General features: G+C 67.3%; 10 protein-coding genes and 1 pseudogene. 4 read left to right on the top strand and 7 right to left on the bottom strand.

What is annotated here, in order from left to right:
* Positions 1-39 precede the first annotated feature (39 nt).
* Positions 40-1,863, bottom strand: a pseudogene (locus DPR14_RS28650) (calcium-binding protein); the annotation flags it as partial.
* Positions 1,864-2,860: 997 nt separating this feature from the next.
* On the bottom strand, positions 2,861-3,022 hold the full coding sequence (locus DPR14_RS27205) for a hypothetical protein (RefSeq protein WP_192499312.1): 162 nt from the start codon (positions 3,020-3,022) through the stop codon (positions 2,861-2,863).
* A 152-nt stretch (positions 3,023-3,174) separates the two neighbouring features.
* On the opposite strand from DPR14_RS27205, the gene DPR14_RS06190 reads away from it, so the two are divergent.
* The 3 genes from DPR14_RS06190 (at position 3,175) to DPR14_RS06180 (ending at position 7,944) form a co-directional block, all read left to right on the top strand.
* Entirely contained in the window at positions 3,175-5,559 is a 2,385-nt protein-coding gene (locus DPR14_RS06190; RefSeq protein ID WP_192499311.1) for an esterase-like activity of phytase family protein, read from the top strand.
* A 158-nt stretch (positions 5,560-5,717) separates the two neighbouring features.
* The gene (locus tag DPR14_RS06185) at positions 5,718-7,148 is read left to right on the top strand and encodes an aldehyde dehydrogenase family protein (RefSeq protein WP_158044370.1); all 1,431 of its coding nucleotides are present in this window, start codon (positions 5,718-5,720) and stop codon (positions 7,146-7,148) included.
* Positions 7,149-7,197: 49 nt separating this feature from the next.
* Entirely contained in the window at positions 7,198-7,944 is a 747-nt protein-coding gene (locus DPR14_RS06180) for an SDR family oxidoreductase (protein WP_158044369.1), read from the top strand.
* 19 nt (positions 7,945-7,963) lie between these two features.
* Here the strand turns inward: DPR14_RS06180 and DPR14_RS06175 are convergent, their stop codons facing one another.
* Positions 7,964-10,450, bottom strand: a complete 2,487-nt coding sequence (locus DPR14_RS06175) for a cation:proton antiporter (protein ID WP_158044368.1) — start codon at positions 10,448-10,450, stop codon at positions 7,964-7,966.
* A gap of 196 nt (positions 10,451-10,646) precedes the next feature.
* Here DPR14_RS06175 and DPR14_RS27750 point away from each other — a divergent pair, with 196 nt between their 5' ends.
* Entirely contained in the window at positions 10,647-10,802 is a 156-nt protein-coding gene (locus tag DPR14_RS27750) for a hypothetical protein (protein ID WP_211103937.1), read from the top strand.
* A 104-nt stretch (positions 10,803-10,906) separates the two neighbouring features.
* Here DPR14_RS27750 and DPR14_RS06170 read toward each other — a convergent pair whose 3' ends face one another.
* The 4 genes from DPR14_RS06170 to DPR14_RS06155 all read right to left on the bottom strand — a co-directional run bounded on the left by DPR14_RS06170 (position 10,907) and on the right by DPR14_RS06155 (position 15,474).
* Positions 10,907-12,481 (bottom strand): GMC oxidoreductase, encoded by a 1,575-nt coding sequence (locus DPR14_RS06170; RefSeq protein ID WP_192499310.1) that lies wholly within the window; start codon positions 12,479-12,481, stop codon positions 10,907-10,909.
* Positions 12,482-12,615: 134 nt separating this feature from the next.
* Positions 12,616-13,374, bottom strand: coding sequence for a gamma-glutamylcyclotransferase (locus DPR14_RS06165; protein WP_158044366.1), 759 nt, complete (start codon positions 13,372-13,374; stop codon positions 12,616-12,618).
* A 38-nt stretch (positions 13,375-13,412) separates the two neighbouring features.
* Complete coding sequence (locus DPR14_RS06160; RefSeq protein ID WP_158044365.1) at positions 13,413-14,600, bottom strand: DUF2336 domain-containing protein; 1,188 nt, start codon at positions 14,598-14,600, stop codon at positions 13,413-13,415.
* A gap of 325 nt (positions 14,601-14,925) precedes the next feature.
* Positions 14,926-15,474 (bottom strand): MarR family transcriptional regulator, encoded by a 549-nt coding sequence (locus DPR14_RS06155; protein ID WP_158044364.1) that lies wholly within the window; start codon positions 15,472-15,474, stop codon positions 14,926-14,928.
* Positions 15,475-15,715 lie beyond the last annotated feature (241 nt).

Here is a 15,715-nt window from a genome sequence, read left to right as displayed (position 1 = left end):
CGGCTCCCCGGACAACCGATCGCGGCCGGCACCGCCGATCAGGACGTCGTTCCCCGCCCCTCCGTCCAGGCCGTCGTTGCCGGCACCGCCTTCAAGGCGGTCGTTTCCGTCCCAGCCCTGCAGCCAGTCGTCGCCGCCGCCGCCCTGCAGCAGGTTCGCCCCGCTGTTCCCCTGGATCTTGTTGGCGAGGCCGTTGCCGGTGCCGTCCAGGTTGCCGGTGCCTCCCAGGATGAGGTTCTCGACCTCGTTCGCCAGGACCAGCGAGACGGTGGAGTGCACCGTGTCGGTGCCGCCGCCGGCGGCCTCAACGATCTGGTCGCCCGCATTGTCCACGAAGTAGGTATCGTCGCCCGACCCGCCGATCATGTGGTCCGCGCCCGCTCCGCCGTCGAGACGGTCGTTGCCGGCGCCGCCTTCCAGCATATCGTGGCCTTCGCCGCCGTAAAGCAGATCGTTCCCGTCGCCGCCGTCCAGCCAGTCGTTGCCCGCGTTGCCATGGAGGGTGTCGTTGCCTCCCATGCCCCTCAGGATATTGTCCGCGGCGTTGCCCCGGATCACGTTGGCGGACGCGTTGCCGGTTCCGGACAGGCTGGACTCTCCTTCCAGCGTCAGGTTCTCGACCTCGGCGGAAAGGATGTAGGACACCGTCGATCTGGCCGTATCGGTACCCTCCCCGGCGCGCTCGATCAGGATGTCGGTCGCGTCGTTGACGATGTAGGTGTCGTTCCCCGTGCCGCCGACCATGCTGTCGGCACCGGCGCCGCCCTCCAGCCAGTCGTTCCCGGCGCCGCCGTAGAGAGTATCGTTGCCGTCGCCGCCCTTCAGGGTATCGTTGCCGTCGCCGCCGTCCAGCATGTCGGCGCCGTCGCCGCCATAGAGGAAATCATTCCCGGCGCCGCCGTAGAGCCTGTCGTCGCCGCCCAGGCCGTGGAGCGTATCGGCCCCCGCGCCGCCCCTCATGACGTTCGCAGTCCCGTTGCCGCGCCCGGTCAGCGTCCCGTGTCCGGTGAAGATGAGGTTCTCGATATGGGCGCCCAGGGTCCAGGAGATCGAGGAATAGACGGTGTCGATGCCCTCGCCCGCGCTCTCCTCGACCTTGTCGCCGGGATTGTCGACATGAAAGGTATCGTCGCCGGCTCCGCCCAGCATCCTGTCGGCGCCGGTCCCGCCGTCCAGGATGTCGTTGCCGGCCCCGCCCGAGAGCCAGTCGTCGCCGCCGCTTCCCCGTAGCACGTCGTTTCCGGCATTGCCGGCCAGAAAATTGACGGCCCAGTTTCCGATCAGGGTATCGTCGAAGGCCGATCCCGCCACGGCTTCGATGGAGATCAGCGTGTCCGTCCCGTCGGCCCCCGTCGCCGTCCCGGCATTGAGATCGACCGCCACGGCGCCCGGGGCGTCCGAATAATCGACGGTATCGAAGCCGGTTCCGCCGTCCAGGACGTCGTTGCCCTGCCCGCCTTCGAGCCAGTCGTCGCCGCCATCGCCGCGCAGCGTGTCCCTGCCCGTCCCGCCGACCAGACGGTCTGCCCCGTTTCCGCCGGACAGGCTGTCGTCGCCGGCGCCGCCCGACAGCACGTTGTTGCCCGAATTGCCGACGAGCTGGTCGGCATGGACGGACCCCTTGACGTTCTCGATCCCGCCGAACCGGTCCTTGCCGCCCCCGCCGCTCGATTTGCCGAGCGCGAGGTCGACCACGACCGCCGACGGGGCCCAGCCATAGTCGAGGGTGTCGGTTCCCGTACCGCCCTGGAAGACGTCGTCGGCGGCGGTTCCGCGGAAGGCGCCGGAAGCCGTGAGACCGCTTGCCTCATAGCCGAGCCCGACCTTGTCGGCCGAGACGAAGCCCGCCTTTCCGACCGTCATCGACCCGGAATAGGGCAGATTGGGAAACTTGATCGTGTCCCCGGTGCGGACCGCGCCGCCGAGGCCGATCGGGGGATAGACGGAGTTGTACTCGGCGCGCTGGCCCGGCTGCTCGGTGACGTACACGTTCTTGAGGGAGACGGGATAAAGCGGGTCGCCGGGCTGGGAGAAGTAATACAACCAGGACTTCGCATCGCCGCCCGGCAGCTTCCTGATCTCCACGTTCTCGAGCTCGACCGACTTGATCGGATCCCTGGGCTGAAGGAAGAGGCCCTGGTACGTCGTGGACGCCGTGACATTGTAGAACTTGACGTCGCCGATCGGCCCCTGGGGCTGGAAGACATCGCCGTGGACACCGTGATAGCTGCCCTTGACGTTCTCGATCAGCGAGTTCTGCAGGGTGAAGTTGGCCTGCTTGCCCGCCGCGCTGTAGACGGAGATGGCGTCTTTCTCACCGGCATGCCGGTGGTCGATATGGACGCCCTCCACATAGACCGATCCGGAAACATGGGTGAAGTTCAGGGTGGCGACCGGCGTCGAGTGATCGTTCGGCTCGAACTTTCCGCCGATCACGACGATATTGTTTCCACCTTTCGTCTGAAGGCGATCAAGCGTCCTGACTTCATCCGACGCTATGAACAGGACGTCTTCATCACTGGAGAACTCCCACGAGGTTCTCGTTCCGGTCTTGCTCAAATCAATGACCGTGTGATTCAACTTAAGGATTGGGGCAGACCAAAGAACGGGAGCGCTGGGCATGGAGGCACCTCAAAATTAGACCTCCTTAAGATACCCGTGATGAGTTAATTACATCTTTAGGACAAATTTGACAATGCTTCGACTTTACGTGAATATTCTTCGTAGAACACAGAAGATAATCATTCTATTCAACGTTGATCTGCACATTTCAACGAAGATGCTTCTGGAGCCAACCGAAAGTTCATCGAATTCCGTTACATATTAACGTCTGCTTGAAGGCCGGCGGGCGGGCGCGCCGTCACGCCTCCTCATCCGAACCACGGCGACGCGGCGGTTTGCCGTACCGGCGAAGGCTCTTGTCCAGGTCGCCTTCCGTCTTCTCCAGTTCCGACATGACATGGACGCGCTCGCGCATGGCCCGTCGCAGCCGCCCCATCAGATCCCGCAATTTGCTCAGCATAACTCCGCCGTACAGTGATCTCCCTGATCATGCCAACCGTCGAGCAGCCCGTTCGCCGTGCCCGACACGGAAATTTAATGCGGCCGATCGACACACCGCTCCCACCTGATCCCCAATCGGAACCAATCCGGGCATGGAAAGAGGAAACCATCATGCATGTTCCGATCGTCATCGCTCACCGGGGAGCGAGCGGTTCCCGCCCGGAACATACGCTGGAGGCTTACCGTCTCGCCGCCGAGCTGGGCGCCGACTTCATCGAGCCCGACCTGGTGGCGACGCGGGACGGCATCCTGATCGCCCGGCATGAGAACCTGCTGGCGCAGGCCCGGCTCGATGCGGACGGGAACATCCTGTTCGGCGTCGACGGCCGTCCCGTCATCGCGCAGGAAACGACCGACGTAGCCGATTTCGACGGCGATGGCGACGGCAGGCCCGATTTCGCCGACCGGCTCAGCGTCAAGGTGTTGGACGGCGATCGGGTCGCCGGCTGGTTCAGCGAGGATTTCACGCTGGCGGAGATCAAGCAGCTGAGCGCCCGCGAGCGCATCCCCGACATCCGGCCGGACAACGCGGCCTTCGACGGCCGGTTCGAGATCCCGACGCTTGAGGAGATCGTCCGGCTCGTCAAGCAGGTGGAGGCGGAAACCGGCCGCAAGGTCGGGATCTACATGGAGACCAAGCACCCCACCTACCACGCCCTGGAAGGCACCCGCCAGAACGAGGACCGGGACGGCGACGGCATCCTGGACCTCGGGGAGGACGCCAACCGCAACGGAAGGCTCGACGTGGTGGACGGCGGCTCGCCCATCGGGACCGACCTGGGCCAGTCCCTCGTCCGGACCCTGGCGGAGCAGGGTTTCACCGATCCGTCCCGGGTCTTCATCCAGAGCTTCGAAGTCGCCAACCTGATCGATCTGCAGGACAGGATCATGCCGGCCGCCGGCATCGACCTGCCGCTGGTCCAGCTGCTCGGCGGCCTCGGCGGGTCCGGCGGCTTTTCCGCGCCCTACGACATAGGCTTCAACGCCGACCCGGACAACGCGGCACGCGGCGCCGACATGTCGGTCTACGACGGCTTCCCCATCGCGGTCGGCCGGCAGACCGGCTACGCCGACCTCGCCGCGCCCGAGGTCCTGAAACACATCGCCGTCCGATATGCCGAGGGCATCGGCCCCTGGATCGACAGCATCCTCCCGCGGGAGCGGCTCGACCGGCCGGTGGATGCGGACGGTGACGGCGCCGCCCGGGTCACTTCCCGGCTGACCGGGGAGATCCGGCCGCTGATCCGGGACGCTCACGAGGCCGGCCTGCTGGTCCATCCCTATACCCTGCGCGCGGAGGAGAACTTCCTGCCCCTGGAGCGGGACGGCACGGCGCTGACCCTGCCCGAACAGGTCAGGCTGCTGACCGGGCTCGGCGCGGACGGCTTCTTCACCGACCACCCCGGCATCGCGGCCCGGGTGCTCCACGGCGAAACCGGGCTCGAGTTCCTGGGCATCGCGACCCTGCCCGCCGGCTTCAGGGTCGAAGGGACGGAGGTCGGCGGGCTGTCGGGCCTCGCCTGGAACCAGGCCACGGGGTCGTACCATGCCATCTCCGACAGCCGCGGCGGCGAGACCGGCGCGCCGCGCTTCCATACCCTCGACCTGGATCTCTCGGACGGGCGCCTGGCCGACGGCGACGTCGCCGTCACGGCGACCGTCACGCTGACCGCCCCGGACGGGCTGCCCTTCCCGGACGGCGCGGCGGACCCCGAAGGCATCGCCCTGAGTGCCGGAGGAACGCTGTTCATCGCCTCGGAAGGCGATGCCGCCAACCGGGTGCCGCCCTTCGTGGCCGAGTTCGGCCTGGACGGCCGGCAGCTCCGGTCGCTGGAGGTGCCGCGGAAGTTCCTGCCCGACGGGGACGGCGCCCAGGGTGTCCGGAACAACCTCGCCTTCGAGAGCCTGACCCTCACGCCCGACAACCGGACCCTCTACTCCGCCACGGAGAACGCGCTGGCGCAGGACGGTCCGCAGGCCGGCCTCGACCGCGGAAGCCCGGCGCGGATCCTCGCTTTCGATACCGCGAGCGGCCGGGTCAAGGCGGAATACCTCTATCTGACCGAGGCGATCGCCGCCCCGCCGAAGACCGACGGCGGATTCGCGCTCAGCGGCCTGGTCGAACTGCTCGCCCTCGACGACCACGGCACGCTCCTGGCGCTGGAACGGTCCTTCGGCACGGGTGCCGGCCACGCGATCAAGCTGTTCGAGGTGCGCATCGGCGATGCCGACGATATCTCCGGCATCCACGGCCTCGCCGGCCGGCCGGCTCCCGGACCGGTGACCAAGGAGCTGCTGCTGGACCTGTCCAAGCTCGACGTGCCGCTCGGCAACGTCGAAGGGCTGGCGCTCGGGCCGGTGCTGCCGGACGGCCGCCAGAGCCTGATCCTGGTCAGCGACAACAATTTCAGCCAGACACGGACCACCCAATTCCTGGGCTTCGCCCTCGACCTTCCCGGCGGAGCGGCGCCCATGGGTGCCGGCTCCCTGGAATAGCGGCACGGCGGATCACGCCATATCAGCCCTGCGCGAACCTTCGGGGTCCGCGCGCATTTACACTTGGTCATACCGGCTCGGTCCTGCCAGCATGGCAACCAACGATCAGCGCCGCGACCAACGCGGCGGCGCCACGGGCGAGAGGGAACTCGGCAGACATGACGATCAACAGGAATTTCATCGCGGGTAGCTGGGTCGAAAGCACCGACGTCATCCGCAACATCAATCCGTCCAACACCGACGACGTGGTCGGGGAATACGCCTCCGCGACGGCGGAGCAGGTCGAGCAGGCGGTCGCGGCCGCCAGGGCCGCCTTCCCGGCCTGGTCCCGGTCGCCGATCCAGAACCGCGCCGACATGCTGGAGAAGATCGGCAACGAGATCCTGGAGCGCCGCGACGAGCTGGGCCGCCTGCTCGCCCGCGAGGAAGGCAAGCCGCTGGCCGACGGCGTCGGCGAGGCGACCCGCGCCGGCCATATCTTCAAGTTCTTCGGCGGCGAGGTCCTGCGCCTCCAGGGCGAGAAAGTGGCCTCGACCCGCCCCGGCGTGGAGATCGAGATCACCCGCGAGCCGATCGGCGTGGTCGGGCTGATCACGCCCTGGAACTTCCCGATCGCGATTCCCGCCTGGAAGATCGCCCCGGCCCTGGCCTACGGCAATTGCGTGGTCCTGAAGCCGGCGGAGCTGACCCCCGGCTGCGCCTGGGCGCTGGCCGACATCATCGCGCGGGCCGGAATCCCGGAGGGCGTCTTCAACCTGGTCATGGGTTCGGGCTCCAGGATCGGCTCCGCGCTGATCGGCGGCGTGGACGCGCTGAGCTTCACCGGATCGGTGCCGACCGGCCGCAAGGTCGCCGCCCAGGCGGTCGAGCGCATGATCAAGTTCCAGCTCGAGATGGGCGGCAAGAACCCGCTGGTCGTGCTCGACGACGCCGACCTCGACACCGCCGTCTCCATCGCGGTCAACGGCGCCTATTTCCAGACCGGCCAGCGCTGCACGGCGTCGTCCCGCATGGTCGTCACCCAGGGCATCCACGACCGGTTCGTCGACGCCGTCGCCGAGCGGATCTCCAAGCTGACGGTGGGCGACGCGCTGAAGCCGGAGACCCAGATGGGTCCCGCGGTCGATCAGCGCCAGCTCGACCAGAACCTGAAATACGTCGCGATCGGCCAGGAGGAAGGTGCCCGCAAGGTATTCGGCGGCGACCGCCTGAACCGAGAAACGCCGGGCTTCTACATGTCGCCCTGCCTGTTCACCGAGACGACCAACGACATGCGGGTCAACCGGGAGGAGATTTTCGGGCCGGTCGGCACGGTGATCCGGGTGAAGGACTACGAGGAGGCGCTGCATGTCGCCAACGACACCCAGTTCGGCCTGTCGGCCGGCATCGCCACCACCTCGCTGAAGCACGCCAACCATTTCCGCGCCAATTCCCAGGCCGGCATGGTGATGGTCAACCTGCCGACCGCGGGCGTCGACTACCACGTGCCGTTCGGCGGCCGGAAGGCGTCCAGCTACGGTCCGCGCGAGCAGGGCCGCTACGCGGCGGAGTTCTACACCACGGTGAAGACGAGCTACATCCTGCCCTGACGGCAAGACCGGACCTTACAAGAAGAAGACTGATAGGGGAGACAAGGTGATGGCTGGAATTCTCGTCGTGACCGGCGGCAGCCGCGGCATCGGCGCCGCGACGGTCCGCCTCGCGGCCCGGGCGGGCTGGGATGTCTGCGTCAACTACCTGCGCGACCAGGCCAAGGCCGAGGCGGTCGCCGGCGACGCCCGCGCCCACGGGGTCCGGGCCATCACCGTGCAGGGCGACATGGCGCGCGAGCCGGACGTGATGCGCCTGTTCGCCGCCGTCGACGACCAGCTCGGCCCGCTGACCGGGCTGGTCAACAATGCCGGCATCACCGGCCCTGCGGGCAAGCTGCTCGACCTGACCGCCGAGACGGTCGAGAGCGTGATGGCGATCAACGTCGTCGGCCCGTTCCTGTGCGCCCGCGAGGCGGCGCGGCGCATGGCGAAGAGCCGCGGCGGCCGGGGCGGCACGATCGTCAACGTGTCGTCCCGCGCGGCGGCGCTGGGCTCCCCCAACGAGTTCGTCCACTACGCCGCCAGCAAGGGCGCCGTGGACAGCCTGACCATCGGCCTGTCGAAGGAGCTGGGTCCCGAAGGCATCCGGGTGAACGCCGTCAATCCCGGCCTGATCGACACGGAGATCCACGACGCCAGCGGCATCCCCGGCCGGCTCGGGCGGCTGGTCGGCGGCGTCCCCGAGGGGCGCGTCGGCGCCGCCGAGGAGGTGGCGCAGGCGATCGTCTGGCTCCTGTCGGAGCAGTCGTCCTATGTCTGCGGCGCGCTGGTGCCGGTTTCGGGCGGCCGATAAGGATGGGCGGCGAGGCCGGTCAGGCCACCCGCTTCACCCCGCGCTCCCGGGCGACCTGGTCGATCCGATCGCTGATGTGCGGGTTGGCCTTCAGGAACTTGCTGAAGTCGCCGGAACGCAGTTCCAGCAACGTGCAGTAGGTCAGCGCCACCACGTCCGCCCGGCGCGGCGCGCCGTCCAGAAGCGCCATCTCGCCGAAGAAGTCGCCGCGTCCCAGCCGGATGCGGCGGTCCGGCAGCACCACCTCGACCGCTCCCGACGAGATGAAGTACATGGCGTTGCCGCGGTCCCCGGCGCGGATGAAGGTCTGGTCGGGCAGCGCCAGGCGGGACCGCAGGATCTTCGCCAGCCGCGCCATGTCCTTGGGCTCCAGGCCGTTGAACAGGGGCACCTGGGCGATCAGGGCGACCTTGTCGAGCCGCAGGTCCAGCTTGGGCCGCCGGTCGGCCTCGCGCCGGCGCACCTCGACGCCCCGGCGCAGGTCCTCGAACAGCTCCTGGCCGATCAGCCCGTCGTGGAACAGGCTCTCGTAACGGGCCATCTCCCGCCGGAGCGCGAACTTGCGCAGGAACCGCTGGCTCAGCGCCTCGGCATATTCGGGATATTGCAGTTCCAGCGCGTCCAGCGCCTTGGAGGAGGCTTCCATCCGGCCGCCCAGCACCTCGCCGAGCAGTTCGGCGACGCGGTCCCCCAGCAGCGGCTTCAGGCTGCGGCTGTTGAAGCGGATCAGCTCCTCCAGAACCAGGCGGCGCACCAGGAACTTGTCGAACCGCTTGGACACCTGCCGGGCGAGCGGGCGCTCGACCCCGGTCCAGCGGTGCAGCGAATAGGCGAACCGGAACGCGCGCGGCAGCCGCAGGATCTTGCGCGCCGCGCGGTTGTAGCCGATCCGGCCGCCGGTCCGGGCGCCGTCATAGATCTCCCCCGCGTTGCGCAGCAGCGCCTCGATGATGTCGCTCGACACGGTCTGGAGGCCATGGTGCTCCAGCACCAGCTGGCGTTCGCGGTTGGCGAGCGAGATCAGCCCCAGCGTGATGCGGTCGCGGTCGGAGATCCGCTCCTCCAGGCTGCCGCCCGAGGTCACCTCCGCGATCCGGGCGTCGTAGGGCTTCTGGATCGCGCGGGCGACGGTCGGCGCGAACTCGTATTCCTGGGCGGTCTCCTGGACCGAGTCGCGGACTTCGGCCAGCGACAGGGCCAGCACCTGGGTGCGAAGCGCCTGGTTGAGCGGCGACAGCCGGTTCAGCCCGAGCAGCTTGATCACCGTGCGGAGCGTCGTGCCGTTGACGAACAGGGTGAACAGCACGAAGCCGGTCGCCAGCACGGTCACCAGCCGCTGCTCCTCCCCCTCGATCCCGCGGGCCTCCGTCACGGACAGGGCCAGCGCCAGGGTCACGGCGCCGCGCAGCCCGCCCCAGGTCAGCACCAGCTTGTAGGAATTGCTGATCTTGGCGCTGAGCTTCAGCAGGGTCAGCGGCGGCAGCAGCAGGAACAGCACCACGGCGCGGGCGACCAGCGCCGCCGCGACCATCACCAGCAGCAGGAAGCCGTCATGCGCGCTGACGCCCACCAGAAGCTTCGGCACCATCAGCGCCGCCAGGATGAAGACCAGCGACCCCGCCAGGAAGGCCACCTGCTCCCACACCGCGTCCAGGTACGCCCATCCCGACGGTGACAGCCGGGAGCGGCTGCCCGCGCCGAACACCAGCCCGGCCACCGCCACCGCGACGACGCCGGAGACCCCCAGGAAATGGTCGCCCGTGACATAGATCAGATAGGGCAGCGCCAGGGTCAGCGTCACCTCCGCCGTGCGCCGTCCGCGCAGTAGCGGGATCACCGCCACCGCCAGCCGCGCCCCGAAGATCCCCAGCACGGTGCCGCCGCCCAGGTCCAACGCCAGGTCCCAGGCGCCCATCAGCAGGTCGGGCTCGTCGCCCGAGACGATCATCTCCAGCAGGACATAGAAGATCGCGATGGCGGCGGCGTCGTTCAGCAGGCTCTCGCCCTCGACCAGCCTGACCAGCCGCGCCGGCGCCCCGATGTCGCGGAAGATCGCGATGACCGCCGCCGGGTCGGTGGTCGCCACGATCGATCCCAACATCAGGCAGACGACCAGCGGCACCCCCGCGAGCGGCCATAGCGCCAGCCCGATCACCGCGGTGGCGACGAACACGGCGACCACCGCCAGCAGCAGGATCGGGGCCGCGTCCTCCATCATCCGCCTGACGTCGATCGTCAGGGCCGCCTGGAACAGCAGCGCCGGCAGGAACACCAGGATGTATGTGGAGGAGCTGAACGACATCTCGGCGATGGCCGCGGCCGCCTCGCCGATCATCCGGGGCTCCCTGCCCGGCACGAGCGTCACCGCGGCGGCGGCGATCGCGACTCCGATGGCGGCTAGCAGCACCGAGTGGGGCAGGCGCAGCCGATCGGCCAGGGGTTGGAGCACGCTGGCGACCACGAGCAGGGCGCTGATGACCAGGATGAAGAGGATGAGATCGTTCAAGTCTGAAACCCGGAATGCGTAGATCAGGAAAGCGGCGGCGTGCGCGGTTACGGTCAGATTGCCCCAATGCGGTTCCCAGGATCCGGGACAGTTTGCGGATGGATCATGACGGTCTTGTGACCGGGAACCGCATAGTGCATCAAAGGAGGCATGGCCGACACCATCGAGGTAAGGCCGGCTTCAGGATAGCGCATCCATGGTTCGAATTACCGCTTTACTTTGCCTGCTCACTAACCTTTGCGGCTGCGGCATAGTGGGCACGACGGTCGGGGCGGTCACCACCGTCGGCTCCGCCGCCGTGACCGTGACCGGCGCCGCGGTCGATATCGTGACATACCCGATTTCCGATTGAGGACGGCAAAGCCGCGACCGGCCTGCCGGGCGCCGCTTCGTTCCCCCCTCCGTCCTGGCCGGACTTGATCCGGCCATCTCCCGCAGGACGAAGGAAGGTCGGACTCAGGCCAGCTTGCCGATCAGGTGGTCGGCCAGACGCACGGCAAGGGTGACGATGTTCATCGTCACCATCGTCGCCCCGGCCGTCGGGAACACCGATCCGCCGGCGACGTACAGGTTCCTTACGCCGTGGACCCGGCAGTTCTCGTCCACGACTCCATGGCGCGGATCCTTGCTCATCCGGGTCGTGCCCATGAAGTGGGCCGAGGAATCGACATTCTTCGGCCAGGGATCGTCCTCGTTCTCGAACTCGACCTGCAGGCGGCCGACGCCGAGCCTGCCGAATTCGCGGGCGACCAGATCCTGGGTCTGCAGGATCGTGTGCTTGTCGATCTGCTGGAGCCGCCAGTCGAGCACCAGCCGGTTCTGCCCGAGCGCGTCGCGGTCGGGACCGAGCATCACGCGGCTGTCGCGGTTGGGCGCCTGCTCCGCGAAATAGCGCAGCTCCAGAGCCCGGTAGGCGCTGTTGCCGCTGGCCCGGGCATAGAGCGCCCTGGCGACCGAATCCAGGTCGCCGATCACCTTGCCGAGGTTTTCCCCGAGACGGTCGGGCATGCGGCCCTGGATGATCTGCTTGACCATCTTGCGCAGAGCCACGAAGCCCGGCGCGTGCTCCCCTTCGTAGGACTCGTCGAAGAACACGACGCTGTTCAGCATGCCTTCCCGCTGCTGGACCTCGTAGGTCGGCTGCAGGGCGTTCACGAAGGGCGCGCCGCCGCTCTCGAACCGGGAGGCCCAGCTGTCCAGGCCGTAGTACCGAACCGTCTCCTTCGGCACCTCCAGCATCGCGCGGCCGGTGCGGATGGTGGTGTGCGCCATGAAGTAGCGGCCGACCACGTCATGGTCGTTGCCCAGCCCGTTGGGGCGGACCTTGTTGGACAGCAGCAGGAGCCGCGCGTTCTCGATGCCGCTGGCGAGGATGAAGATCCTGGCGGTGAAGCGGCAGCCCCGCCCGCCCACGTCGCGGGTCCGGAGCCCCAGGACCTCGGACGCGTCCTCCCCGGTCTCGATCTCTACGACGTTGGCGTGGAGATAGACAGTGCACTGGCTGTCCGGCTTGGCGAGATCGGCGCGGTAGACATCGCCGAAACGGGTCGGCGGGCTTTTCAGGAACAGCTTCTCCCCGATCGACTCGCCGCCGACCGGAATCCGGCTCTTGCGGAACTTCTCGGAAACCTCGGTCCAGTGCTCGACCGAATAATCGTCGGACGGCAACTCGCAGTAGCGGTATGCCCGCGGGTAGAACCGCGCCAGATCCTTCTTGGCGATTGGCCAGCCGCTGTCGGGCACCCAGGAACGGGCCTCGAAGTCGCGTTCGTCGAGCGGCGCGCAGTTGCCGCCCCAATGGCCGGTCGTGCCACCGAAATAGCGCAGGCGGCTCCACAGGAGATCGACCTTGTGCTCGCTGACGCAGTCGCCGTCGTTCAGCGCCTGGACGTCGTCTTCGAAGTCGAGCCCGCCGCTCTCCAGCAGGTTGACCGAGAAGTTGTGGCCGATCAGTTCCATGGCCAGCGTGATACCAGCCGCACCGGCTCCCACGATGCAAATGTCGGAGTCGATCACCGTCCCATCGGACAAGTTGCGCACATCTGTGATCATACTTGGACGTAACCGGATACTGGTTGGCGGGAAGAACTTTGGAGTTCATGAGATAGGTGATATCGGACTCATAATGTCCACACTCTCTTTGGGGGTGTGGCAGTGGCGCGACTCTAGCTGGCAAGAAATCGGCGTACCTCTGCGGCAAAACGTTCCAGCATGCGATCGCGCAACCCCAATTCCGCCAAATGCTCGACCGTATTGAACAAGTAGTCCGAGCAACGGCCGAACCGTCCTTCCGCCATCGCTATGGCCTTGACTGTCTCCGCATGGGTCCAGTCACCTACATAGCGGGAGTAATTACGGTTGATCGTCATCGCGATGGCGTGAACGGGTCCCTCTTCGGTTTCGGCCTTCAGCCATCGCGGAACATAGGCTCCGGTAATCATTTCACGCCGCCAGAGCAGCGTCAACTCATGCGCGGCCTGCTCTTCCGCTATGCGGAAAGCGACGCCGGCGCATTGGCCGCCGCGATCCAGGCCGAGAAACAGGCCGGGCCGCTCAAGCGTTCCCCGCCCCATGTCGGCGCGGAGGCAGAAACGTCGGTGATAGCCGCGGATCCGGGCCGTGCGCCGCTCGACGAAGGCGAAGGTCGGGTTCCAGATCAGGCTGCCATAGGCGAAAACCCAGACGCCCCCCCTGCCCGTGCCGTCCGCCGGCCGGGACTTCAGGGTCCGCTCCAGCGAGCGGTCCAGCTCCTCGTCGGTCCAGGTCTTCATCCACGGATACGCCTCCATCATCCTGCGGCGGCGGTCGTGGTCGAGAAGTTCCTCGCGGGTCAGCGGGACGGGCGTCGACTGGTCGGAAAGGGGCATGAAAACAGCAATCGTACCGGAAGCGGAAAGGCGGCGATGCCGAACATCGTCAAGCATCGCGGCTTTTTCAACGCCTGTACAGCGTCCCTGCCCTGTCAGCGGGCGGCGCGGACCGGATGGAACGGCATTCCCGCCCGCTCCATCGCCCGCTCGATCACCTCGTCCGACTTCTGGTCGAAAAGCTGCAACAGCAGGTCGTCGACCATCCGCTCCTCGACGGCGCCGCACTCCTCGAAGACGCGCGCCAGCACGGCGACCTGATAGTCCTCCCGTCCGGCGTCGCGCCCGCCATAGTCCATCCGCTTGACCACCTCGATCGCGGTGCGGAAGGGCGGCAACAGCGCCTGCGGAAACCCGGCCTTCTCGAAGATCGCCCGAAGGCCCAGCGGACCGTCGTCCCAGACCAGCAGGCGCGCGGTCTCGACCGGGACGCCGGCCCGCACGCCGAGGCCGATGGTGAAGAGATCCAGTTCACCGGCGCACAGAGCCCGCAGCATCAGAGACGGGCTCAGGCGCCCGTCGCGGTCGAGATGGCGGACCATCACTTCCAGGTCGGCCGTACTGTCGGCGAGCGGCTTCAGCAGCAGCATGGTCACGGCCTCGCGCCCGCGCCCGACGATCTCCGCGACAAGCACGGGGGACAGTCGATGCCGCTCCACGAGTCGGCTGCGGATCTCCTCGGAGACATAGGCGATCAGCTTCTCGATCACCGCCAGGGACAACCCGGAGCGCCCCGCCATCGCCTCGTTGACGGCGCCCAGCATGCCGTAGCGGTCCAGGGTCCTGTGCAGCGTCGCATCGCGGATCGTCGCGCCGTCGTTGCGCAGCAGGCGGACGATCACCGTGACGTTGTCGGTTTCCACGATGGCGTCGGCGACCCGCGAGGACACTTCCGGGCGCCCGGCGACCGCCAGCTGCTTCTCGGCGTCCCGGTCGGCGATGACCTGGAGCAGGAGATCGTCGGTCAGGCAGGGAGCGTTGCGCAGGACCGGGAACGCGACCCGCCCGATATCGCGCGCCAGGCGGGTCGCAAGCGAGTCGGTCAGCAGGGGGCTGTTGTGGATCTGCCAGGCCACCGCCTCGCGGACGGCGGCCTCGGCGTCCATCGCCAGCCGGTGCAGGATGTCGGTCGCGATGGCTTTCTCGGGTCCGGCGAGCTCACCGCCTTCCAGGTCGGAGACCAGCTTCGACACGGTCGCGATCCGCGCCTCGGGCGACGGATCGGCCAGCAGGCGCTGGACGTCGGCATAGCTCAGCGCGCAGTTGACGGAAGTGGCGGTCATGTCCTTCGTTTCCGCTTCGGGAAGTGCACCTGTTTGTTCACCTGCGAGGGAAACCGGGGTCAAACCACCATTTCACACGAGGGTCCCATCGCGGCAAAAATTCGGGGAAATGGTGGTCTGACCCTGGTTTCCCGGTCCGCTAGTGGTCCTGCCCAGTGTTTTTGATGACGTTCGGCGGAGCGGAGTGCCGTAGTGGCGTAGGTCGGCCTTCGCCCGTCAGGGCGAACGCCGACACCCTGCGTCAACGCTCCGGCCACGCTGTCGGCATCGGCCTTCGGCCGAGGCCGACCTACGATAAATCAATCAAAACCACTGTGCCGAGCCACTAGTCGAAATCCCGCTCGTCGTAGCGGATGATGTCGCTCCAGGCGCGCTCAAGCCGGCGCAGGGTGCGGTACGTGGTGTCGAAATCGGCGTTGTCGTCGTCGGTGCGGATCAGGGCGTCGGCCTGGGTCGCCTCCAGCCGCCGCAGTTCGCCGCACAGGCTCATGCCCTTCTCCGACAGGCGCAGCCGGGCCGACCGGCGGTCGCGCAGCGAGGGGGCGCGGTCGACGTAGCCGGTCTCGACCAACTGTTTCAGGTTGTAGGATGCGTTGGAGCCGAGATAGTACCCGCGCTCCATCAGGTCGCGCACCGACAGTTCCTCGGTCCCGATGTTCATCAGCATGAGCACCTGGACGGGGCTGATGTCGTCGATGCCGACCCGCCCCAGTTCGACGCGGACCACGTCGAGGAAACGACGGTGCATGCGCTCGACGATGCGGGCGATGTCGTGGTAGATCGCGGTCGCGGGGATCCGCCCCGGCCGCTGCTCGTCGGCGCTGTCGGAAACCTGGTTGACGGCCGCGGTTTCGGGGCGGGAAATGCCGTTCATGCCCTCCTCCCCTCGTCCGATGCGCGCACCTTCGATCCCATCGGGCTTGGGAAGCACGTCATTGGACACCTTTTCCGTCTGAGCCGGCTGAACGCTGCGTTTGAAGGCCAGTCCATTGGTAGGCACGTTGTTTTCCTCGTCGAGGTAATAAAGCTTCGCTCTGTGGTTGGCATTGGATTCGGCGGTCTGCCGCCGCCTCCCAGCGGTACATCGAGCGGGAATTCGTCGCTGAATTCGAAAT

Origin of the sequence: Skermanella pratensis (assembly GCF_008843145.1) — a bacterium.
Taxonomy (GTDB): Bacteria; Pseudomonadota; Alphaproteobacteria; order Azospirillales; family Azospirillaceae; genus Skermanella; species Skermanella pratensis.
This window is presented reverse-complemented; position numbering and strand designations above follow the sequence as displayed.

Coding starts and splice junctions, on each gene's coding strand:
- DPR14_RS27205 (WP_192499312.1), bottom strand. CDS start 3,022: ATGCTGAGCAAATTGCGGGATCTGATGGGGCGGCTGCGACGGGCCATG.
- DPR14_RS06190 (WP_192499311.1), top strand. CDS start 3,175: ATGCATGTTCCGATCGTCATCGCTCACCGGGGAGCGAGCGGTTCCCGC.
- DPR14_RS06185 (WP_158044370.1), top strand. CDS start 5,718: ATGACGATCAACAGGAATTTCATCGCGGGTAGCTGGGTCGAAAGCACC.
- DPR14_RS06180 (WP_158044369.1), top strand. CDS start 7,198: ATGGCTGGAATTCTCGTCGTGACCGGCGGCAGCCGCGGCATCGGCGCC.
- DPR14_RS27750 (WP_211103937.1), top strand. CDS start 10,647: ATGGTTCGAATTACCGCTTTACTTTGCCTGCTCACTAACCTTTGCGGC.
- DPR14_RS06165 (WP_158044366.1), bottom strand. CDS start 13,374: ATGCTTGACGATGTTCGGCATCGCCGCCTTTCCGCTTCCGGTACGATT.
- DPR14_RS06160 (WP_158044365.1), bottom strand. CDS start 14,600: ATGACCGCCACTTCCGTCAACTGCGCGCTGAGCTATGCCGACGTCCAG.
- DPR14_RS06155 (WP_158044364.1), bottom strand. CDS start 15,474: ATGAACGGCATTTCCCGCCCCGAAACCGCGGCCGTCAACCAGGTTTCC.